17 protein-coding genes are annotated in these 22,903 nt (G+C 63.7%); 7 read left to right on the top strand and 10 right to left on the bottom strand.

The window, feature by feature from the left end:
• Positions 1 to 52: 52 nt before the first annotated feature.
• The 3 genes from CD932_RS23420 to CD932_RS28465 form a co-directional block, all read right to left on the bottom strand.
• Positions 53 to 301 carry a hypothetical protein gene (locus CD932_RS23420; RefSeq protein ID WP_094445226.1) on the bottom strand — a complete coding sequence of 83 codons (249 nt, stop codon included), beginning with the start codon at positions 299 to 301 and terminating at the stop codon, positions 53 to 55.
• Between the two features lie 48 nt (positions 302 to 349).
• Complete coding sequence (locus tag CD932_RS23415; protein ID WP_094445224.1) at positions 350 to 1,033, bottom strand: protein rhiA; 684 nt, start codon at positions 1,031 to 1,033, stop codon at positions 350 to 352.
• A 312-nt stretch (positions 1,034 to 1,345) separates the two neighbouring features.
• On the bottom strand, positions 1,346 to 1,564 hold the full coding sequence (locus CD932_RS28465; protein WP_141213356.1) for a hypothetical protein: 219 nt from the start codon (positions 1,562 to 1,564) through the stop codon (positions 1,346 to 1,348).
• On the opposite strand from CD932_RS28465, the gene CD932_RS23410 reads away from it, so the two are divergent.
• The 3 genes from CD932_RS23410 to CD932_RS23400 all read left to right on the top strand — a co-directional run bounded on the left by CD932_RS23410 (position 1,549) and on the right by CD932_RS23400 (position 5,263).
• The gene (locus CD932_RS23410) at positions 1,549 to 2,157 is read left to right on the top strand and encodes a hypothetical protein (protein WP_094445223.1); all 609 of its coding nucleotides are present in this window, start codon (positions 1,549 to 1,551) and stop codon (positions 2,155 to 2,157) included. The two genes, CD932_RS28465 and CD932_RS23410, sit on opposite strands and share 16 nt — an antisense overlap.
• Positions 2,158 to 2,241: 84 nt before the next feature.
• Entirely contained in the window at positions 2,242 to 2,904 is a 663-nt protein-coding gene (locus CD932_RS28460; RefSeq protein ID WP_141213355.1) for a hypothetical protein, read from the top strand.
• A 403-nt stretch (positions 2,905 to 3,307) separates the two neighbouring features.
• The gene (locus tag CD932_RS23400; RefSeq protein WP_094445220.1) at positions 3,308 to 5,263 is read left to right on the top strand and encodes a TonB-dependent receptor plug domain-containing protein; all 1,956 of its coding nucleotides are present in this window, start codon (positions 3,308 to 3,310) and stop codon (positions 5,261 to 5,263) included.
• On the opposite strand, the gene CD932_RS23395 is transcribed toward CD932_RS23400, so the two are convergent.
• Complete coding sequence (locus tag CD932_RS23395; RefSeq protein WP_094445218.1) at positions 5,203 to 5,739, bottom strand: cytochrome b; 537 nt, start codon at positions 5,737 to 5,739, stop codon at positions 5,203 to 5,205. The genes CD932_RS23400 and CD932_RS23395 overlap by 61 nt on opposite strands.
• Positions 5,736 to 6,818, bottom strand: coding sequence for a catalase family peroxidase (locus CD932_RS23390; protein WP_094445216.1), 1,083 nt, complete (start codon positions 6,816 to 6,818; stop codon positions 5,736 to 5,738). The genes CD932_RS23395 and CD932_RS23390 overlap by 4 nt, the downstream gene beginning before the upstream one ends.
• 196 nt (positions 6,819 to 7,014) lie before the next feature.
• Between CD932_RS23390 and CD932_RS23385 the strand changes: the two genes are divergently transcribed.
• Positions 7,015 to 8,166 carry a putative zinc-binding metallopeptidase gene (locus CD932_RS23385; RefSeq protein WP_094445215.1) on the top strand — a complete coding sequence of 384 codons (1,152 nt, stop codon included), beginning with the start codon at positions 7,015 to 7,017 and terminating at the stop codon, positions 8,164 to 8,166.
• Here CD932_RS23385 and CD932_RS23380 read toward each other — a convergent pair.
• Positions 8,093 to 8,887 carry a transglutaminase family protein gene (locus CD932_RS23380; protein WP_094445213.1) on the bottom strand — a complete coding sequence of 265 codons (795 nt, stop codon included), beginning with the start codon at positions 8,885 to 8,887 and terminating at the stop codon, positions 8,093 to 8,095. The genes CD932_RS23385 and CD932_RS23380 overlap by 74 nt on opposite strands.
• 242 nt (positions 8,888 to 9,129) lie before the next feature.
• Between CD932_RS23380 and CD932_RS23375 the strand changes: the two genes are divergently transcribed.
• The 3 genes from CD932_RS23375 to CD932_RS23365 are packed head-to-tail and all read left to right on the top strand — an operon-like array spanning position 9,130 to position 16,057.
• Positions 9,130 to 12,489 carry a DUF2126 domain-containing protein gene (locus tag CD932_RS23375; RefSeq protein WP_094445211.1) on the top strand — a complete coding sequence of 1,120 codons (3,360 nt, stop codon included), beginning with the start codon at positions 9,130 to 9,132 and terminating at the stop codon, positions 12,487 to 12,489.
• Between the two features lie 41 nt (positions 12,490 to 12,530).
• A complete protein-coding gene (locus tag CD932_RS23370) occupies positions 12,531 to 15,134 on the top strand; it encodes a circularly permuted type 2 ATP-grasp protein (protein ID WP_254926735.1) in 2,604 nt (867 codons plus the stop codon).
• On the top strand, positions 15,131 to 16,057 hold the full coding sequence (locus CD932_RS23365) for a transglutaminase family protein (RefSeq protein WP_094445208.1): 927 nt from the start codon (positions 15,131 to 15,133) through the stop codon (positions 16,055 to 16,057). The genes CD932_RS23370 and CD932_RS23365 overlap by 4 nt, the downstream gene beginning before the upstream one ends.
• Positions 16,058 to 16,114: 57 nt before the next feature.
• On the opposite strand, the gene CD932_RS23360 is transcribed toward CD932_RS23365, so the two are convergent.
• The 4 genes from CD932_RS23360 to acnA all read right to left on the bottom strand — a co-directional run bounded on the left by CD932_RS23360 (position 16,115) and on the right by acnA (position 22,751).
• The gene (locus CD932_RS23360; protein ID WP_094445206.1) at positions 16,115 to 17,707 is read right to left on the bottom strand and encodes a methyl-accepting chemotaxis protein; all 1,593 of its coding nucleotides are present in this window, start codon (positions 17,705 to 17,707) and stop codon (positions 16,115 to 16,117) included.
• A gap of 69 nt (positions 17,708 to 17,776) precedes the next feature.
• A complete protein-coding gene (locus CD932_RS23355) occupies positions 17,777 to 18,844 on the bottom strand; it encodes a porin (protein ID WP_094445204.1) in 1,068 nt (355 codons plus the stop codon).
• A 475-nt stretch (positions 18,845 to 19,319) separates the two neighbouring features.
• Complete coding sequence (locus CD932_RS23350; RefSeq protein ID WP_094445202.1) at positions 19,320 to 20,051, bottom strand: ABC transporter substrate-binding protein; 732 nt, start codon at positions 20,049 to 20,051, stop codon at positions 19,320 to 19,322.
• A gap of 72 nt (positions 20,052 to 20,123) precedes the next feature.
• Complete coding sequence (acnA, locus tag CD932_RS23345; RefSeq protein WP_094445358.1) at positions 20,124 to 22,751, bottom strand: aconitate hydratase AcnA; 2,628 nt, start codon at positions 22,749 to 22,751, stop codon at positions 20,124 to 20,126.
• Positions 22,752 to 22,903 lie beyond the last annotated feature (152 nt).

Genomic DNA, 22,903 nt, shown 5'->3' with positions numbered 1-22,903 from the left:
CGGGAAGCCGCCGGGGCACACGGTACTGCGTTTGCCGAGCGGCGGCGCCCTGTCAGGGACGTGGCTGCAGCCTGACCTGGTCGTTCAGCAAGATCACTTCAAGCCGCGATCCGTTCGCAATGCCAGGAAGACGCTGGGCCTGCCGGACGGCCGGGGCACCGGCCACATGCACCTGCGCATAGTGCAAATTGACCAACAACTCATGCGCCTGACCCTGCCCCACAACGTTGAACAAGCCCTGGTCGTCAACCTGCACCGATACCACGCGCCCGGGTATGCCTGAAAAAATATGGAATGCCATATCAACTCCGCTGCAAGTGGAAAATGATCGTCATGCCCTGACGCCGCTTCAGGCGCGCACCCACTGGTTCGAGGGATTCAGATTGTAGGTCAGGCTGTAGACATTCGGCGGGAAGATGACCTGGGCATTCTGGTTGACCGTCGTGATATCCATCACGGTACCGACCTGCACGTTGGTGCCGGCGGCGATCCAGTAGGTCGGCGTTGGCGTAAAGGTGTGTGTCAGGTTGGGGCCGGCGTTGGTCACGAAGGTGCCCGCGCCGCTCATGCTCACGCCGACGGAAAACTCGTTGGACGGTACATTGGCGGCGTCACTGATGATCAGCGAGCCCTGCGGCTGGCCAGGTATCGGAGCGCTCAGATTCGGACCCGCGGACTGCGAGTTGGAAAAGATCGTGGAGTTGGTACTCTGTGGATCGGCCGACGTGTTGCCGCTGGCGTTGAAGGTCACGCCGGGCTGGATCACGCCCGAATCGCCCCACACGAAACCGTAATCGATACTCCACTGGAAGGTGATCTGGTTGCCCGGCGAGATATTGTAAGGGCTGCAAAACCAGGCCAACGAGAAGACATTTGCCGACTGCTGGTTCGGCAGTTGCTGATACACATAGAATTTGAAGGGCGAGGCCGACTGGTTGACCAGCCTGATCGAATATGGCGTGCCGGCGCCGAGGGCGGCGGTGTCGCTGGCGGTGAGTTGCTTGCTGTCATTAACATAGCTGACGATGGTCATGGTGAAGCTCCGTGAGAATGTGAGGTTATGGGCAAGACCCGTGGTGCACAGGCACCGGGGCGATCACTTCGCGAGGCAGCTGCAGGTTCGAAGCTCGCTCGCGCTCGCGCCGGTTCTGTTTGCTCGCCCCGTGACCACAGCATGTCGCTTCCGGCACCGCATATCAATTACACGGCATTACAAGGCACTACACGCGGGTCAGTTTTGCAGAAAAATCCGTCTGACCGTTTCACTCTCGGCGAAGCCAGACCTGCAGACAGCGTGTGGCGAAGGGACATCGGGCCGATGTTCATAGCTTCGTCCGCCGGTTTGTTATGATAAAAAATGAAAAAAGTCCTCCTCCTGATCTGCCTGCCGCCGTTGCTCGCGGGCTGCGGTGCTTTTTCCTGCGTCTTGACCAAGGAGAACGGTGGCCTGGCGCACCTTGAAAAAGCGCTCCAGGGCGCCGCTTAAAAGGACATGAAAACCTTCGTCGTGGCGGAGGATTTCTGAAACATCAAGAAAAATATCGCGCAATGCAAAACTGCGCATCGAATTTCGCCACGGCGGTGGCGGCTTCGACGACCCGCCATCCAATTCATCTCCCCGCTGGCCATCTGGCCGAACACCTCGTCGCCGCTCGCGCGCCAGTCACACTGGCTTGTTATCCTGCGCCGATGGAAATGGAACCGGAAGCACCGTCGGCCGAACGCCTGGCATTGGAGAAGATACTGGCAAGCGCCGGATTCTCCCGCAGCGAGCCGCTGTCCTCGTTTTTGGCTTACGTCTGCGAAGCTGCCCTCACGCAGAAGACCATACGCCTGACCGAGCAGCATATCGGCATCCACATCTTTGGCCGGCCAGACAACTACATCCCGGCCGAGGACACCATCGTGCGCACCACGGCGGCCATGCTGAGAAAACGCCTGGCCAGGTACTACGAACTCGAAGGTCTGCTTGGCCCGGTGCGCATCGCCATTCCGCGCGGCTCGTACAGCCCGGTGTTTGTAGCCAACGAGGTTGTGGTGTCTTCGCCCTCGCCCTCGCCATTTTTGCCCGAGCCCATGGCGCCCGTCGATCCTGCTCCCGAAGCGCAGCCCGTGGAGCCCAAACGCTGGCGCGATCTGCTCGTCGCCCGCAAATGACGCGCCCTGTCCGGAGCCTTTGCCGCCCTGCTGCTGATCGCCATCGTCGGCGCGTTCGCCGCCGCCGACAAGCGCGCCGATCCGGTGGACGCATTCTGGAAGTCGCTGCTGTTCGCCGGCCACGAAACGCTGTTCATTCCCGCCGCCTCCGAACTGGTGATGCACCAGCGCGCCATCGGACGCCAGATTTCGCTCGACGACTATATCGCCAAGCGCTTCGACTCTCCTGCGGACAACAACGCCCATGGCCCGGCATCGCCGTTCCACTGGCGGCGCTACACGGGCGTGATCTCGGTGACCCTGGCCGTCGAACTGGGCAAGCTGGCGGCCACCGCACCGCATGGCCTGCGGGTGCGCTATGCACGCGGCCTGCAACTCAATGAACTCAAGCAGGCCAACGCGGTGCTGGTGGGCACGGCCGACGCCAACCCATGGGTGTCACTGTTTCGCGATCGCCTCAACTACCACATCGACCTCGACGTCCCCAACGACAAAATCCTGGTGCGCAACGATGCCCCTGCCGCAGGTGAGCGCGATGTACGAATTTTCCGGCACCGAGCGAGCAACGCATGGCTTCGCGGTGCTGGCCTGTACCCCAAACCTGAGCGGCAACGGCCATGGGTTGATGATCGGCGGCACCTCGTCGGTCGGCACCGAGGCTGGCATGGATTTCCTGCTCAACCGCGAACGCCTGCGCGCCGTATTGGCCAAGGCAGTGCGGCCCGACGGCAGCGTGCGGCCGTTTGAAATCCTGTTGCAATGTGCGCTGCGCGCCTCCGGCACCACCGATGTGCAAGTCATCGGCGCACGCATCAGATAGCACCACTTTTCACCGTTAAAACTGACTGATAAAGGCCTTCGAAGCCGGTACATCGTTGCTACCATTTTCTCCGATCCCCACAGACCGGAAAAGCAACCGGACCACATCGAAACAGCCCTTTCTGGAGCAGTCATATGCATATCAAGAACAGTCTTGCCTCCCTTCCCCTGCTGCCACTCGCGGCAGCGGTCCTGATGACCCTGCCCGCGCAAGCCCAGGAACCGGCGCCGGAAGTGCAGACGGTCGTCGTCAGCGGCCTGCGGGCAGCCGAAAGCGCCACCGTGCAGACCAAAAAGGCGACCCGGCAAATCCTGGACGCCGTCAGCCAGGATGATATCGGCCAGCTGCCCGACTTCAATATCGTGGAAGCGTCGCGCCGCATTCCAGGCCTGTCGGTGGTGGGCGGCGGCGACGCCACCAAGAACCGCGACATCTACCAGATGTGCCACCATCCGTGGCCTGGACAGCCGCTACAACCTGGTCACCGTCGATGGCGTGCCGATCGCCTCGTCCGACCAGACCTACCGGGGCGCGCGCCTGGAGATGCTGCCGGCGGGCCTGGTGTCGCAAATCCAGGCCATCAAGACCGTCACCGCCGAATACGACCCGCACGCGCTGGGCGGCCAGGTCAACCTGGTGAGCCGCAGCGCCTTTGCCCGCGACCAGGACCGCTTCTTTGTCGCCAACGCTTTCGCCGGGTGCAATTCGAGCGCCGGCAAATTCCTGTCCGACAAAAAGAACTCGGGCCGGGCCGATGCCACAGGCGCGGCCATCTTCGGCGACCGGCGCCAGTTCGGCATCGTGGTCTCGGCCGAACTGCAACGGCTGCCGTCGAGCGCCTTCTCGGAACTGCCCGGCGACACCACCGGCGCCGGCTGGACGTATTACACGGCCAGCGGCCAGCAGGCGCCCGTGCGTAACCAGGACTACGCGTTCGATAACCTGCGTGAGCGCGCCAGCCTCAATACCAAGCTCGAATACCGCTTCGGCGAGCGCAGCTACTTGTCCGCCTTTGCCGGCCACTACGCCGACAAGGACACCGAAACCCGCTACGAAACCCTCACCAGCCCCGGTTCGGCGATGGTGCCGACCGCCAGCGGCGGGCGCTTTGCGCTGGGCGACGTCCAGCAGGGTTTTACCTACCAGCCAGTCAAGCGCCGCACCAGGCTGCTCACGCTGGACAGCCTGTTCGAAGCGGGTGCGAATGCCGACGTGGGCGTGACCGCGTCGTCGTCCAGGGCGACTTACCGCGAATACCGCCAGATGATCAAGTACGATACCAACCCCAGGGCCGGCACCACCACCGCCCAGTATCTTCCCGGGCTGGCGTATTCCACCACGCTGGAGCTGCGCTTTCGCGCCGCGCGCAACGGTGTGAAACGGGTGGTACTGGAAAGCGGCGACCTGCGGTTCACGACCACGGACGATATCGTCACCGTGTCACTGCCGCCAGTCGCCAGCGACGCTGTCACGGCCGGGGAATTCGCCACCCATATCGTGGAGCCGGGCATGGTGCTGCGCTTCGAGCACGCCGACATCGCGCGCCGCGCTGGTGCCTATGCGCACGGCGCCTTCCCCGTACGGCAAAGGCGCGCGGCCGACAACCTGCAGTTTGCCCAGCGCGAGGTGATACGGCGCACCGGTCTGTGCGATTACGTGGCGCAGGAGAAGCTGGGCGCCATCCAGGCGATGGGCTTCGACACCAACTTCCCGCACGGCCATGCCGACGCCCCACCCCACATGCATATGCACCTGCGCTGGCCGCTCAACGCCGGCACCCAGATCGGCCACTACTACATCGACGAAGCGGGCCTGCTGACGCACAACGTGGTGGGAGTAAAAAGCATGGACTGCCAGGGACGCACCTATCAACGCGGCGAACTGTTCACCACGATGGATGTGCGGGGCCGGGCGATCTACCAGCACCGCATCACACAAGAGGGCTGGCTGGAACTGGGGCGCGCCGGGGCGGCGCGATGCCTGATCAAGCCGGCGCAGGCAGGCAAAGGATTTGACACCGGCGCCAGTGTGGCGTGTCCGACCCAGCGACCGGTAACCATCAGCGTCACCGACGATCTGGACGCCGGCATCATGCGGGTGGCAACCGGACAGGTAGCGGAGACCTTCCGCTACGACACCGAAACCGGCAAGCTGCTGTCCGATGTCGCGCCACCGGCGCCCAGCGAATCGATCTACGTGCCGCTGGAGCAGAAACCCCGGTTCATCTACTCTCTTTCACCCCTGGCCATCTGGCCAAACACCTCGTCGCGCCGCACCCAGGCGTGAAACAGCGCCGCGCCAAGGTGGGCCAGGATGGTGAAAAACAGCAGATAGGCCAGCGCGCCGTGCAGCGGGCGCAGCATGCCGTAGACCTCGGGGCTGTGCGGCAGGATGGCCGGCAGGTGCGCGCCGCCGAACATCGGTATTGGATAGCCGCCGGCCGACAGCATGGCCCAGCCGATCAGCGGCATCGCCAGCATCAGCACATACAGCAGCCAGTGCGACGCGTGCGCGGCCAATTTCTGGATGGCCGGCAGGTCGGCAGGCAGCGCCGGCGTCGGCCGGCTCAGGCGGTTGGCCAGGCGCACGATGGCCAGCAGCAAAATGGCGATGCCGAGCGGGCGATGCAGGTCCAGCAGCTGGGCGCGGTATTGCAAGGAAACCACCATGCCGGCGCCGACAAACAGCATGGCGAATATGGCCAGCGCCATGGCCCAGTGCAGCAGGCGGGCGAGCAGATTGAAGTGGCGTGGGCGGTTCATCGGGCGCTCGCGTTCTGGCTGACTGGATAAGCGGACTTGCCCGCGCTGATTTCGCGTTCGCGGCGGTTGAACGAGACCGAATAGGCGGCCGAACGGGCACGCAGGATGGGGTCGTCGCTGCCTTTGATGCCGTCCGGCAGGATCAACGGATCGAAATTGAGGTCGCGGCAAGGACCGCTCGCCTGCGGCTCGGCATGCGCCAACGTCAATGTGCCGATGGTGACCTCCTTGCGCGTGTCGGGCCAGGCCCTGGATGGGTCGGTGACGGCATCGCCAGGCTCGGCGATTTGCACCACCATGTCCCATGCCAGCGGGCCGGCGGCCAGGCGCTGGTTCAAATCGGCAATCAGGAAATCGGCATCGGCCGCCTTCAGCTGCGCCGGTGTCATCGCCACGAACGCCGCACGCGGGCGCATCGACCAGCGCACCATGCGAGCTTCGCCTTGCGCGTTTGTCAACTGGAAGGCGTTGACGCCATTGAAGCGGGTGCTGCCCAGGCTGTCGGACCTGGGCGCCGTTTTGGCCCACGCCTGGAACGCGGCGATCTCGGGATGCGCGGCCAGCACGGCCTGCATTTTCTCCGGGTCGGGCTTGCCGGTGGCCGGATCGGGCTTGCCGGCCTCGTTCATCGCCTGGAATGCCTGCGGCGTGGCGGCCGCAAAAAAGGGAAAGCTGTTCATCGCAATGCGCCACTCCTGGCCATCGTCGGTTTTCAGCTGCACGGCCATGCCGCGCACCGGCGAGGCGCCATCCGGCGCATACGGGTTGTTGGAGGGCGCGGAAAAGCGGCCGATCACGGCAATCGACGGCTGCGAGAACGCGCGCGCCTTCGACAGGCTGGCCGCTTTGGGCATGGGCGCGAACGTGCCGGCAAAGCAGACACCCTTGCTGTGGGCGCGTCGGAATCCCGGCGCTTGCTTGCCCGACGTTTGGGCGAAGTCCATCATTTTTTGCGGAGTCAGCTGGTAATTGCCGAACCAGCCGCCGACCCACGCAAACAGCGCGGCGATGGCAAGCAGAATCAGGGCAATCGGTAACAGCAGCAGCAAGGAGCCGCGGCGCGGCGTGGGGGTGGGCATGTGGGGCTGGCTTTCGTGGGGTGGATGGCTGGCGACATGCGATTGTCGCATCAATGGCGATCACCACACGTCCGGGAGAACCGCGCGCGTCGGCGGCGCACGATAACGGGTGCTTGTCCTACACGCCCCTCGCAACGCCGTGTTTGCTGTTAGATTATGCCATCAGAAGATCCATAACCCCTCTCACCGGTGCCCCATGAAAACGTTTCATTGCGACAAATGTTCAAACCAGGTATTTTTTGAAAACACCCACTGCTCCAACTGCGACAGCATGCTCGGCTATGAGCCCGCGCTGCGCACCATCAACAGCTACGAAGCGGCCGACGACGGCCTGTGGCGCAGCCTGAACACCAGGGATGCCGGCAAGCTGTACAAGCAGTGCGGCAATTATGTGGAGCATAATGTCTGCAACTGGATGATCGCCGCCGACGATCCGCACGAACTGTGCGAGTCTTGCCAGTTCACGGTCGTGATTCCGTCGCTGTCGTCGGAGAAAAACCTGGTCTTGTGGTCGCGCCTGGAAACGGCCAAGCGCCGGCTGCTGTTTTCGCTGGCGTCGCTGAACCTGACGCCGGCATCGAAAGACGATGCACCGGAAACCGGCCTGGCGTTCCAGTTCCTGGAAGACGGCGTGACCGACGAATGCGTGATGACGGGCCATGACAATGGGCTGATCACCCTCAATATCGCCGAAGCCGATCCGGCCGAGCGCGAACGCACGCGTGAACAGATGCACGAGCGCTACCGCACCCTGCTGGGACACTTCCGCCATGAAAGCGGCCACTATTATTTCGACCGCCTGGTGGCCGACAGCGAATGGACAGACGGTTTCCGCGCCCTGTTTGGCGACGAAAGCGCCGATTACGGCGAAGCGCTGCAGCGCCACTACAAGGAAGGTCCGGCCAGCGACTGGGACCAGCATTTCGTGAGCAGCTATGCCAGCTCCCACCCGTGGGAAGACTGGGCCGAAACCTGGGCCCATTACCTGCACATGATCGACACCCTGGAAACGGCGCACGCCTGCGGCCTGTCGCTCAAGCCGGCCAAGGCCGACGAACCGTCGATCGACGGCGTGACCCTGCCGGCCAGGGTCGACACCTTCGACGACACCCTGTCCGACTGGTTTTCCCTCACTTACGTGCTCAATAGCTTGAATCGCAGCATCGGCACGCCGGACTCGTATCCGTTCAAGCTCAGTACGCCGGTGCTGGAGAAGCTGACCTTCGTGCACAAGGTGGTCGATTCCTGCAAGAAGACCGGCATCAAACACCTGTTTACACCGGCGCCTCCAGCAGTTGCACCGTTACCTGCATCCGATGCGGCGGCAACGCCGGTCCAAACTGGTTGAAGATCGCCACGTCGGCGGCGTCGCGTCCAAGGCCCAGCGTGACGCGCCCGCCGCGCGCCAGTTCCTGCGTGGGGTCGAAGGTGTACCAGCGTCCGCCCACCCAGGCCTCGAACCAGGCGTGCAGGTCCATCGGCACCAGATCGTGCAAATACCCCACCACCATGCGCGCCGGAATGCACAGGCTGCGGCACAGGGCGATACCCAGGTGCGCCAGGTCGCGGCACACGCCCTCGCGCCGCAAGTTGACCTCGGTGGCCGTCATCTGGCCATACACCGTGGCCGGATCGAAGCGCACCTCGCGCCGTATCCAGTCGCAGATGGCGGCCACCTGGTCATACCCGGGCGCCGCGCCGGCGACGATCTCGCCGGCCATGGTCGGGAACTGCTCGGCTTCGCAATAGCGGCTCGGCAGCAGAAAGGCCAGCACCGCGTCGGGCAGATATTGCACGGCGTCGAACGGCGCGCCAAACGCCACATCGATGGCGTCCGCCGTCATGACGTCGGCCGAGGTCTCGATGGCAAATTCGCCGGCCGGCGCCACCAGGCGCTGGCACAGGTTGCCATACATATCGGTAAATTCCGCCACCGGCACGCTTGGCGTGAGCGTGTAGGCCTCGCGCGCCACCCATTGCCAGGCGCCGCTACGTGGGCGCAACATGAGGATGAACGGAGTCGGACTGTCGAGGGTGAAGCCCAGCTTGCAGGCAGTACGCAGCCACATGGTGTCATCGCTTTCAATATCGGAGTGGCCTGCACCATCATGGTGCGCCGTGCGGCGCGGTTGGCGTCGGCGCGGTGCGTTGCAGGATAGTCCAGGCAATAAAGCATCTTAGCACCCCACTATTATCAAGAAGCGTGCCTGCGGTGCGCGGCATGTTACGCTTGCGGTTCAGGTATGAAACATGCTTTACCCAACTTATCGCGACGCTCCAGGTCGCGCCCAACATCGAAAAGGCACTCCGCATGGCTATCCGTATCGCGCTGCACCACAAGACCAGTTACCGTTACGACCGTCTGGTCAATCTGTCGCCGCACGAAGTACGCCTGCGCCCGGCACCCCATGCGCGCACGCCGATCCTGTCCTACTCGCTGACAGTGCAGCCGCAGGACCATTTCATCAACTGGCAGCAAGATCCTTACGGCAATTACATCGGCCGTTTTGTGTTCCAGGAAAAAACTGACGTGCTCGACTTCACGGTCGATCTGGTGGCCGACATGACGGTCATTAACCCGTTCGATTTCTTCGTTGAAAAATACGCTGAAAAATTTCCGTTCGCCTACCCGGAGCAACTGACGGCGGAACTGAGCCCCTACCTGGTCACGGAACCGGCCGGGCCGCTGCTGACCGCATGGGTGGCGTCCGCACGCGCGGCCCTGCTGGCGCAGCCGATGTTGACCAATGACTTCCTGGTCGCCATCAACCAGCGCCTTCAGCAGGACATCGCCTACCTGCTGCGCATGGAGCCTGGCGTGCAGGCGCCGGAAGACACCCTGGAGAAGCGTTCCGGCTCCTGCCGCGACAGCGGCTGGCTGCTGGTGCAGATCCTGCGCGAACTGGGGCTGGCGGCGCGTTTCGTGTCCGGCTACCTGATTCAATTGCGCGCCGACCAGCAGGCGCTGGACGGCCCCAGCGGCGCGGCGGAAGATTTTACCGACCTGCACGCCTGGACCGAGGTGTATATCCCGGGCGCCGGCTGGATCGGGCTGGACCCGACTTCCGGCATGCTGGCCAGCGAAGGCCATATTCCGCTGGCCTGCACGGCCATGCCATCGTCGGCCGCGCCGGTCAGCGGCTATACCGACCAGGCCGAAGTCACGTTTTTCCATGAAATGACGGTTACCCGCATCCACGAAGACCCGCGCGTGACCAAACCGTATTCGGAAGCGGACTGGCAGAAAATCGACCAGCTGGGCCAGCAGGTCGACGCCGACCTGAAACGCCAGGACGTGCGCCTCACGCAAGGCGGCGAGCCGACGTTTGTGTCGATCGACGACATGGATGGCGCGCAATGGAACACCCTTGCCCACGGCGACGACAAGCGCGAACTGGCCGGCAACCTGATGCACCGCCTGAAAAACCACTTTGCGCCGGGCGGCATGCTGCACTACGGCCAGGGCAAATGGTATCCGGGCGAGCCGCTGCCGCGCTGGGCGTTGAATATTTTCTGGCGCGTCGACGGCCAGCCGATGTGGCTGGACGCTACCCTGTTCTCCGATGAACACGTCAATGACGGCTATGGCAGCGAAGAGGCGGCCAGCTTTGCCGCCGAACTGACCAGAACATTGCGCCTGCCCGCCCACAGCGCCATCCCCGCCTACGAGGACGTGCTGTTGCAGGCCCAGCGCGAACAGGCGCTGCCACGCAACCTCGACCCCTTGCAGGCCGACCTGAAGGCGCCCGAAGAGCGGCGCCGCCTGGCGCGGCTGCTGGAGCACGGCCTGGGCCAGGTGGCCGGCTATGTGCTGCCGTTGAAGGCGGCCGATTACGACCCTTCCGTCATGCTCGGCACCAACTGGCGCACCTCGGCCTGGCCGCTGCGGCGCGAGCACCTGTACCTGATCGAAGGCGATTCGCCGATGGGCCTGCGCCTGCCGCTGGCCACCCTGCCGTGGGTGCTGCCGGAAGAGCGCGAAGCCGATCTGGAGTTCGATGTCGATCCGTTCGCGCCGCGCGGCGCGCTGCCGGCAGCGAAAAAAGACAAGCGCCCGGTGCTGGGCCTGGCCGCCGCCAAAGGGGCGGAAAAAACTGCGGACAATACCGCCAGGGCGCGCACGCCGCAAGACCCTGCCGCGCGCGACGTGATCCATACCGCGCTGTGCATCGAGGTGCGCGCCGGCCGCCTGCATATCTTCATGCCGCCCTTAAAGCGTATCGAGGACTATCTGGCGCTGGTCACGGCGGTGGAAAACACCGCATCGAAGCTGAAGATGAAGCTGTGGATCGAGGGCTATCCGCCGCCGCGCGACCCGCGCATCAAGCTGCTCAGCGTCACCCCCGACCCGGGCGTGATCGAAGTCAATATCCATCCGGCGGCCAGCTGGAATGAGCTGGTCTATAACATGTCCACCCTGTACCAGGAGGCGCGCCTGACGCGCCTGGGCACCGAAAAATTCATGCTCGACGGCCGCCATACCGGCACCGGCGGCGGCAACCACGCCACCCTCGGCGGCGCCACCGCCGAAGACAGCCCGATGCTGCGCCGGCCCGACCTGCTGAAAAGCCTGATCACCTACTGGCAGGTGCATCCTGCCTTGTCGTACCTGTTCTCGGGCACCTTTATCGGGCCGACCAGCCAGGCGCCGCGCGTCGATGAAGCGCGCGACGACAATCTGTACGAGCTGGCCATCGCCTTCCAGCAGATGGACCAGGTGCTGCCAACCATGCACCCGGGCGACAAGCCGTGGATGGTCGACCGCCTGCTGCGCAATATGCTGGTCGACCTGACCGGCAATACGCACCGCTCGGAGTTTTCGATCGATAAACTGTATTCGCCGGACGGCCCGACCGGCCGCTTGGGCCTGGTGGAATTCCGCGCTTTCGAGATGCCGCCGCACGAGCGCATGAGCTTGCTGCAAATGCTGCTGCTGCGCGCGCTGGTGGCCCGCTTCTGGCGCCAGCCGTTCCAGGCCAAGCTGGTGCACTGGGGCACGGCGCTGCACGACCGCTGGATGCTGCCGCATTTTGTCGCCCAGGACATCCGCGATGTCGCGCGCGACTTGCGCGAGGCCGGCTACCAGTTCGAGGACCACTGGTTCGAGCCTTTCATCGAATTTCGCTTCCCGCGCTTCGGCACCGTGGTCTACGAGGGCGTGGAAATGGAACTGCGCCAGGCCATCGAGCCGTGGAACGTGCTGGGCGAAGAAGTCTCCGCCGGCGGCACGGCCCGCTATGTCGACTCGTCGGTCGAACGCATGCAGCTGCTGGTGCGCGGCTTGACGGACGGGCGCCATATCGTCGCCTGCAACGGCCGCATGCTGCCGCTGCATCCGACCGGCGTGCCCGGCGAATACGTGGCCGGCGTGCGCTTTCGCGCGTGGAGCCCGTGGTCGGCGCTGCATCCGAGCATCCGGGTGCAGGCGCCACTCACATTCGACCTGGTCGACACCTGGAGCGGGCGCGCGATCGGCGGTTGCACCTACCACGTGGTGCATCCGGGCGGACGCAGCGAGGTCGGTTCGCCCGTCAACGCCAACGCCGCCGAAGCGCGCCGTTTTGCGCGTTTCTGGCCACACGGCCACACGCCTGGCCCGATGACTGTGATGAAAGAGGCACACAATCCGAGCTTCCCGATGACCCTGGACTTGCGCTGGCAGCCGTATTGACCTATTGTTGCGATCCTGCAATCTACTCGCAACGCGTGCCCATGCCCTCTCCTCTTCTCGCTCATTACCTGGCCGCGCCCGACAGCTTCGATGAAATGCTGGACGCGGCGAGGGTACCGCGCGCGCACTGGCGCGCGATGCTGGCCAACCTGGAGCACGAAGCGCCGAGCATGATGCGCCAGCGTAACGAGATGGTGCAGCGGCAGGTGCGCGAAAACGGCGTCACCTACAATGTGCCGGCCGACCGCGACGGCCGCCAGCGGCCGTGGGACCTGAACGCCCTGCCGCTGATCCTGCCGCCCGACGAATGGAGCGTCATCGAGGCGGCGGTGATCCAGCGCGCCAGCCTGCTCAACCAGATCCTTGGCGATGTCTATGGCAAGCAGCAGATGCTGCGCGAGGGCTTGCTGCCGCCGGCGCTGATCCACGGCCATGCGGGCTTTTTGCGCCCCTGCCACGATATCCCGCATCATGACAACGTGGCCCTGCATTTTTACGCGGTGGACCTGGCGCGTGCGCCCGATGGCGGCTGGTGGGTGGTGGCCGACCGCACCCAGGCGCCGTCGGGCGCCGGCTATGCGCTGGAAAACCGCGCCATCATCTCGCCCACCTTCCCCGACCTGCTGCGCGAGCTGAAAGTGCAGCCGCTGTCGCGCTTCTTCCGCACCATGCACGACAGCCTGGTGCACTGGGGACGGCTGTGCGCGGCCAGCGGCGACAAGCCGGTGCCGCTGCGCGACGGCGACATGCCGCTGATCGTGCTGCTGACGGCCGGTCCGCGCACCGCCAGCTATTACGAACAGGCCTACCTGGCGCGCTATCTTGGCATGCCGCTGGTCGAAGGCGGCGACCTGACCGTGCGCGACGGCGTGGTGTATTTGAAAACCCTGGCCGGCCTGCAGCGGGTGCACGTGATCCTGCGCCGGGTCGACGACGAAGCCTGCGACCCGCTGGAGCTGGACGGCTCCATGCTGGGCGTGGCGGGCCTGACCCAGGCGGCCCGGCGCGGCAATGTGCTGGTCGCCAACAGCCTCGGTTCGAGCCTGCTCGAATCGGGCGCCCTGCTAGGCTTCCTGCCGGCGCTGTCGCGCCGCCTGCTGGGCGAGCCATTGAAGATGCCTTCGGTGGCCACCTGGTGGTGCGGCGAGCCGGCGGCGCTGGAGGCCGTGATCGAAAAGCTCGACCGGCTGGTCATCAAACCCAGTTTTTCCCAGCGCCCGCAATCGGCGGTGTTCGGCAAAGACCTGGACGGCGCGGCGCGCGAGGCGTTTATCGCCGGACTGCGCGCCAATCCCGACAACTTCATCGCCCAGGAAGTGGTGCGGCTGTCGCAGGCGCCGGTGTGGAAAGGCGGCGCCGCCTCAGGCCTGCAGGCGCGCGCCATCGGCCTGCGCGTGTTCGCCTGCGCCACGCCGAATGGCTACGTGGTGATGCCGGGCGGGCTGACGCGGGTGGCTACCGGCCACGATGCGCGCGTGCTGACCATGCACATGGGCGGCGCCAGCAAGGATACGTGGGTGCAGGCGCGCGCCAGGGTAGAGGTGCACCGGCCCCAGCACCGCAGCATCACCAGCGAAAACCTGGTGCGCGAAGACACCAATCTGTCGAGCCGGGTGGCGGAAAACCTGCTGTGGTTCGGCCGTCACGCCGAACGCTGCGACAATACCGGCCGCCTGCTGCGGGTGGCGCTGCATTTCCTGTTCAACGTGCGCTTCGACCAGCGCGGCGCCGAGTGGCCCACCGTCGAAGCCTTGTGCATCCATTTCCAGCTGCTCGACGCCGCCAGCAAGCCGGCGCCGCTGCAGCCTGGCCAGTCGCAGTCGCAGTCGCAAAGCCAGGGTGCGCAAGTCATGAGCCAGAAGCCCGCCGGCGTGCCGCCCGCCACCATCTTCAGCGACGCCGAAATCGAATCGGCCCTGCTGCTGGCGGTGGTCTCGCCGGCCGTGCCCGGCCTGGCACGGCAGCAGCGCCAGTTGCACCAGGTGGCCGGCCAGTTGCATGAGCGTTTTTCGGTCGACAACTGGCGTGCCTTGAATCGCATGGTGCAGCCGGCGGTGCACGCCGGCGAGCGGCCATCGCAGTCGGCGGCGATGACCATCCTCGACGACGCCGCCGCCTCGCTGATGATGCTGGCCGGCTTCGCGCTCGACGGCATGACGCGCGACCTGGGCTGGCGCTTCATGTCGATCGGCCGCCGTCTCGAGCGCCTGCAATTCCAGTGCGAAGTGCTGCAGCGCGCACTGGCGATGGACCGGAACGCCAACCTGGAATGGCTGCTCGAACTGTCCGACAGCATCGTCACCTACCGCGCCCGCTACCGCGCCCAGCCCGAATGGCTGCCGGTGCTGGACCTGCTGCTGTGCGACGAAAGCAATCCGCGCTCTGTGCTGTTCCAGATCGACGGCATCCTTGGCACCTTGCACAGAATCGCGCAGACCCATGGCGCCTGCGGCGAACACCTGCTGGCGCCATTGAAGGATGAATTGAACGCGCTGGCGCCGGGCACCGACCTCAATTACGGCAACGCCAGCCTGAGCGCGCTGCTGAACCGGATCCAGCTGGCCAGCGCGGCCCTGTCCGAACACATCAGCGTGCAATTTTTCAGCTACACCGACAATGGCCAGCAAAGGAAACGCACATCATGAGTGACTGGCCCGCCGGCGCCGCAGCGTGCGCCCGCTACCGCGTGGTGCACGAGACGCGCTACCGCTATCAGAGCACGGTCACCTTGTCGCAGCAATACCTGCACATGGCGCCGCGCTCGTTTGGCTGGCAGCAGACCGAATCGCACCTGACCTGGCTCGATCCGGTCATCAGTGAAGGCAAGGATGGCGTCGATTATTTTGGCAACCGCATCCGCCACGTGGCCATCACCGTACCGCACGACAGCCTGCTGGTGCATGCCGAATCGACGGTGCTGCTGCGCGCGCGCCCCGACCTGGCGCACATCGCGGCCACGCTGCCGTGGGAGAGCGTGCGCGACATGATGGGCAAGGAAAAAAGCGCCGCCACCCTGGAGGCGTGCCGCTACCTGTATGCCTCGCCCCATGTCAAGTGGTTCCCGGAACTGGAAGCCTACGCGCGCGTCAGCTACACGCCGGGCCGGCCCCAGCTCGACGCGGCGCTGGAGCTGACCCAGCGCATTTTCGACGACTTCGAATTCGACAGCAAGGCCACCGAGATTTCGACCCCGCTCGAACAGGTGCTGCGCGGCCGGCGTGGTGTGTGCCAGGATTTCGCCCAGCTGATGATCGGCTGCCTGCGCAGCATCGGCCTGCCGGCGCGCTACATCAGCGGCTACATCCTGACCCACCCGCCCGCCGGCAAGCCGCGCCTGGTCGGCGCCGACGCCTCGCACGCCTGGGTCTCGGTGTATTGCCCCGCGCTGGGCTGGATCGATTTCGACCCGACCAACCGCTGCCTGGTGCAGCACGAACACATCACCCTGGGCTGGGGCCGCGACTTCAGCGACGTCACGCCAATGCGCGGCATCGTGCTCGGCGGCGGGCGGCAGGAGCTCGATGTGCAGGTGACGGTGACGCCGTTGCCGCTGCCCGGCCAGGTGTAAGGCGCAAGCGCGAGGCGCAAGCGCGAGGCGCAAGCGCGGGACGCAAGCGCGACGGCCTCACTTCATCAAAAGACTGGCGCTCCTCGAGGCCGGGCCATTATCGAGCCGGAATACCTTGATGGCCTGCGCCAGTTGGGCGGCCTGATCCTGCATGGATTGGGCGGCTGCGGCGGCCTGCTCGACCAGGGCGGCATTTTGCTGGGTAACCTCGTCCATTTTGATGATGGCGATGTTAACTTCCTCGATGCCCCCGCTTTGTTCTTGCGTGGCGGAGCTGATTTCGTTGACGATATCGCTCACCTTGCGGACACTTGCGACCACATCCGCCATCGTGCTGCCCGCCTGATCGACCAACTTGCTGCCAGCGCCGACTTTTTCCACCGAGTCATTGATCAAACCCTTGATTTCCTTCGCGGCAGCGGCACTGCGTTGCGCCAGGTTGCGCACTTCGCTCGCCACCACGGCAAAGCCACGGCCTTGCTCGCCTGCGCGGGCGGCCTCGACCGCCGCGTTCAGCGCCAGGATATTGGTCTGGAAGGCGATACCGTCGATGACGCTGATGATATCGACGATCTTGCGCGAGGATTCGTTGATGGAATTCATGGTGGAAATGACTTCACTGACCACCGCGCCGCCTTGGCCAGCTACCGCCGCAGCGGTGGCGACCAGGCTGTTCGCTTCCAGGGCGTTGACGGCGGTCTGCTTGACGGTGGAGGTGAGTTCTTCCATCGCCGCCGCCGTTTCTTCAAGCGACGCCGCTTGCTGCTCTGTGCGCGACGACAAATCGAGATTGCCGCTGGCAATTTCTTGCGACGCGATATTAATCGCGACCGTTCCTCCGCGCACTTGTCCCACCAGCGTCTGTAAACTTGCCGTCATGGTTTGCATGGCGCGCTGCAACTGGCCGATCTCGTCGGTCGAAGCGACCGTCATCGACGCGGTCAGATCGCCGCTGGCGACTCTTTCAGCGACGCTGACCACGGCTCGCAGCGGTCGGCTGATCATGCCTGCGATGAACAAGGCCAGCGTCACGCTAATGAGCATTGCCGCTGCCAGAATCCCGATGATCCAGCCGCGTGACGAGGACATCAGATAGTCATTGGTGACCAGGGCGCGAGCGCTTTCCTCCTGGCTCAAGTCGACCAGCTTGTCGACGAGGTCATTGACCTTGCGGAACAATTTCACGGAATCGCCACGGATGGCTTTTCGCGCCTCGTCCTGATTTCCTGCGCGCGACAAGGCGAGTACTTTCTTGCTGGCCGTCCGATAATCCACAAACGACTGATTCAACGACTCGAATAGTTGTTTTTCTTCGGCGGTATCGACCAATAAAGTAAATTTTTCGACGAACCCCGTAAATTCCTTGGTGCGTGACCCGATGCTCTTCTCGTAGTAGTCGAAATCGCTGACTTCGCTGGAAAGAATGTGCTGCAATTCCGATACCCGCATGCGGTTCAGTGTCGCTTTCATCAGCAACGCGTAGCGCACGCTGGGCAAGGTGTTGTTAAGCACGCCGGTGGAGGCGGCATTCAGGCGCTCGGTTTGCAAAATGCCGAATATGCCGGTCGCCAATGTCAGGATCAAAATGATCAAAAAAGAAAGCAACAGCTTGTATGCGATCTTCATATTCGTAAACCATTGCCAGTTCATATACTCACCTTTAATGCCGTTTAAACAACGGTGTTTCTTGCCGCGGATGGCGACCGGTTTCCAGCGCCATCAGAATTTGTGCAGGAGTCCGAGCGTCAAGGCTTCGGCGCGCGTATCGTTGTCCAGCGCCCCCGTTTTGCCGGCGGCATCGCCGCGCCAGCGCGTGAAGTCCGATTCGAGATACAGGGTGGTGCGCTTGGACATCGACTTTTCAAGGAAGATGAAGGCGCGGTCGAAGCCGTCGTCGAGCCTGCCCGTCGTTTCGCGACGCACGCGGTAGTAAGCGGTGGTGAGCAGCAGGTCGGCGCTCAACTCGTGGCTGATGCCGGCCGACGCGATACGCTGGTGAACGCTTTTGTTGACCGCAGTGTCGGCCTTGTTGGCAGCGAAGTTGGTCTTGAACTGCCAGCGGCCGAACTTGAAGGCCGCGCCGATGGTGGCCGCGTCGAGCGCCAGCCGGTCGCGGTTGTAGAAGCGCGTGACGCCGCCCGACAGCACCAGGCCGTCTTGCTGGTAGATCAACGCACCGCCGCGCGTGGACAGGGCGCTTGAACTGTCGGCCACTTCGCCGACGGAATAGGCTGCCACTGCCCGCAGCGGCCCGTTCGTGCCGCTGACCTTGATCATGTTGTCGATGCGGTAGAAATTGTCCGCGTAGCCGCTGGTGCCGTATTGCTGGCCGAAGGCGTGCGTGCCGAAGGCCGTGTTACTGAGCGCGGCGACATTGACGTTCGGGTTGAACGACGCAAAACGGATGGCCAGCGGGTCGGCCGGCGTGAGGGCGTCGACCAGGGCGTTGGTCTGGCGGCCTATCTGTATGGTGCCGTAGGCGTTTTTCATTCCCACCCACGCCAGGCGGTCGAACAGCTTGTCGGCTTTGGCCGCGCTGCCCGTATCGAGATTGATACCGCCTTCCAATTGGAAAATGGCTTGCAAGCCGCTGCCCAGGTCTTCCTGGCCGCGCAGACCCCAGCGGCTGGTGTTGTTGACGCCGCTCGTCACGGCGCTGGTGCTGCCCGACGCTATCGGGGCGTTACTGGCATTCATGCCGTTGCTGTAGCGTGCGCCGAGGTCGGCGATACCGTAAATGGTGGTGCTGCTCTGGCTGAGCGCAGGCCCGCTGGCGGCCAGTAGCAAAAAAAAATATTAATTTTACGCATAGTTTTCCCCTTTGATATTGAACATTCTTATTGATGCCCATGGTCGGATCATCATCCGGCAAACGGCAAATTTTGACAATTTATATCTATCAAGAAACTAAACGGGATCGTGCAATGACGATGTGCCGATGCGCCGGGTGAGAGGAAAATGATAAATTTCGGAAAAAAAAGGGGGCAAACCCCTTCGAGATAGCCCTATTCCGGTGGTCGAAGCACCTGTGCGGGGCCCGCGATTGAATGTTGTTTTAGTACATCAGGGGGGTGGCTGTGCACGAGAGGGAACGAGGGTCACAAGGGAACGAGGGTCGGGTCCGCCGTAGCGGGCCGGGATCATTCGAAGGAGTGAATTACAGCACGGGCGAGGTTTTCCAGCGCGGCCAGCGCGGGCCGACGCCGTGGGGCCATGCTTGCGTCGCACAGTTGCCTCGGCTGCCCGGGCAGTACCGGGCCAGTTACGCCGCTGGAGCAAGCGAGGCACCCATGATACGGTGGCGAGCAAGTGCCTTCGCCACAAAACCGCTCGCTTTCATTTCCTCGACAAACTGTGCCAGGAAGGCAGCTGCCTCGGCGCCGCGGCTCTTTGGCACGCCCATCGCCTGCTGTATCACCATGAAGCGCTGCTCGAGCAGGCGCAGGCCGCCTTGCTGTGCGGCATCAGCTTCGAGTTGCTGCCTGACTCCGGCCGCCACATCGGCGCCGCTTTCCAGAAAGGTGGCGACCACCGTTGGAGACGTCGGCGAGCGGACAATTTCGGCCTGTTCAAGTTCGCGCGTCAGGAACAGGTCGTAGGCGCTGCCCTTGCCCACCACCACGCGGTTGCCGGCCGCATCGACCTGGGCATTGCGGCAGATCGGCGAATCGTCCCTGACCAAATAAAACCCCTCGATCAAGACGTATGGCGCGGTGAAGGCGATGTCGACGCCGCGCACCGGGTCGATCGCGAAGAAACCGAAGTCGGCCTGCTCCGCCGCGACAGCTTCGACCGACTCTCCGGCAGAATCGAACACCACCAGTTCCAGTTCGGCGCCCAGCACGCGTGCGAACTCCCGCGCAAGGTCGACCGACACCCCGCCCGGCGCACCATCAGCTGTTCTCGATGCCAGTATCGGGTTGCCGAGATTGATTGAGGCACGCAGCTTGCCTGTCGGGGAAAATGCGGAACAGATCTTCGGTGTCGGCGTCATGGAGCATTCTTCCAAAAGTGAGGTTTTTTATACAATAAGTCCAACGTTAGCGGGGCGAAACTGAAGCATGATCTACGGCTTGCCCTGGTCGGCCACGGTCTTGTGCAAGATATACGGAATCACGCCACCCTGGCGCAGCAATTCGGATTCAAGCTGCGTTTGTACCGCGGCAGTCGCTTCAAAGGTTTCAAAAGACCCTGCGGCACGCAGCACCCGGACTGCGATCGCGCACCTTGGCGCCAACGAAATCGCCGGCGCATCGATTTCGATCCTGTCGCCCGGCCTGACGTGCAAGGTGGCCGGGTTCACGCCGGCCGGCAGCAGCAGTGGAAGGATGCCCATGCCGATCAGGTTGGATCGGTGGATACGTTCGAAGCTGACCGCCAGTACCGCCCGAATCCCCAGCATGCGCTGGCCCTTGGCCGCCCAGTCCCGCGACGAACCGGTGCCATAGCGTTCGCCAGCGACCAGCACCACCGCCTCGCCTGCGTCACGGTAGCGCTGGGCCACCTCGAACAGCGGCGCCATGGTGCCACTTGGCACGTGCAGGGTGTGCGCCAGCGGCGCGTGCGGAACCAACAGATTGCGCAGCGTCTTGCTGTAAAACGCAGCGCGCACCATCACTTCCCAATTCCCGCGGCGCGAAGCGAACACGTTCAGATCGTCGCGATTATCGCCCTTCCCGACCAGGAAGTCGGCAACAAAGCTATCTTTCGGAATTGCGCTGGCCGGCGAAATATGGTCCGTGGTTATGTCGTCGCCCAGCACCAGCAAAGGATAGGCAAGATAACGTCCGAGCTGGCTGCCTTCGGTCAAGGCGGCGAAGGGCGGGCGGCGTAGCGCCGTTGAAGCAGGATGCCACGGAAACAGTGCGGTGTCTGGTACCCGCAGCGCATGCCATGAGGGATTCACGCTCGCCAGCGCAAAGGTGCGCCGGTAGTCTCCAGGACGAACAGCCAAGGCGACATGGCGTGCGATCTCTTCGCGGCTGGGCCAGATATCGGCAAGGAAAACTGGGGTCCCGTCAGCCGCAATTTGAACCGGTTCGGCGCTCAGATCGACCTCCGCGTTGCCAGCCAGCGCAAACGCAATCACCAGAGACGGCGTCATCAGGAAAGCAAGATCCAGGTCGGGATGGACCCGGCCGGGAAAATTGCGGTTCCCCGACAAGACCGCAACGGGATGAATGTCGCCGCGCGCCAGTGCCTGCTGAATCGGCGCCGTGAGCGGTCCTGAATTGCCGATGCAGGTGGTGCAGCCGAATCCAACGATATCGAATCCAACCGCCGACAGGTCCTCGAGCAGGCCGGCACGTCGCAGATAATCCGCCGCCGCCGGCGAGCCGGGGCCAAGCGATGTCTTGGTCCAGGCAGCCACGGTCAAACCGCGCGCCCGCGCCCGGCGCGCGACCAGACCGGCGGCAATCAGCAGCATCGGGTCGGAGGTGTTGGTGCAACTCGTGATGGCGGCAATGGCCACCGGGTGACGTGGCATGCCGGTGTCGGCATGCGCCGGTTTGAAAGCGCGGCTGGCCAGCGTCGAGCGTGTTTCGCCGAACGCAAGCAGATCCTGCGGCCGGCGCGGTCCAGCGACGTGCATGCCGATGCGATCGAGCGGCAGCTCCAGTATTCGGCTATAGCGCGGCACCGCCGCCGGATCGAACCACAGTCCGATGCGTTTTGCATACGCTTCAACCAGGTCTATGGCATTGGAATCGCGGCCGGTATCGCGCAGGTAGTCGAGCGTCCTTGCGTCGATCGGAAAGTAAGCCGTACTGGCACCATACTCGGGTGCCATGTTCGCCACCACCGCGCGCTCGCCGGCGGACAAGGTGCTCACGCCAGGACCGTAAAACTCGATGAATTCGCCGGACACCCCCATCGCACGCAACCGATGCGTGACCGTCAGCGCCAAATCGGTCGCGCTAGCGCCTGCCGCCAGGAAGCCAGTGAGATTCACGCCGATAACCTCAGGAATACGCAACATTGTCGGCATGCCAAACATGACGGTCTGCGCTTCCAGGCCGCCAACGCCCCATCCCAGCACGCCGATTCCGTTGATCATGGGCGTATGGCTATCGGTGCCAATCAGGGTATCGGGCACCGCCCACAGCACGTCCCCACGCTGTTCAGTCTGCACGACCGTCGCCAGTTGCTCAAGGTTAATCGTGTGCATGATGCCGGTGCCCGGCGGATGAATCCGCACGCCACGCATGACCTTCGATGCCCAGCGCAGGAAGCAGTAGCGCTCCTCATTGCGCCGCAACTCCAGCTGCAAATTGCGCGTCGATGCATCCGGTTGCGCAAAGTATTCCACCGCCAGCGAGTGGTCCACCGACACATCAACCGGCAGGACAGGATTGAGAACAGTGGGGTCCAGTCCTGCTTCGGCCAAGGTGTCGCGCATCGCCGCGATATCGACCAGCGCGGGGGTGCTGGTAGTGTCATGCATCAGCACCCGTCCAGGCTTGAAGCTGATTTCGGCGTCGCTGCTGCCGTGCTCAAGCCAGTCGAACATGGCCGCCACCGAAGCGGTGCGTTCGGTGCCTGAGCCGTTGCGCACGATGTTCTCGAGCAGCAGGCGCATCACAAGCGGCAGCTCCAGCAGCAGGTCGCCGAAGAGTCCCGGAAGGTCAACGAATTGAAGCCTTGCACCGTCGTGCTCAAGAAAGCTTGGGGGGACTCGATCCAGATCGTTCATCATTGATCTTTGCATATGTGTTGAGGAAGTGCAATGTAAAACGGAACGGCATAGCCATGCGGCGACCCCGGCGCAAGACGATCCGCTTCCTGGAAGATAGACCAACGCACGTCGCTTCGATACCCGATCTGACGCATGACACCGCCACCATG

Source organism: Janthinobacterium sp. PC23-8 (assembly GCF_002250505.1).
Taxonomy (GTDB): Bacteria; Pseudomonadota; Gammaproteobacteria; order Burkholderiales; family Burkholderiaceae_D; genus Janthinobacterium.
Note: the sequence above shows the minus strand (reverse complement) of the source record. Positions and strands in the feature narration are given on the sequence as shown.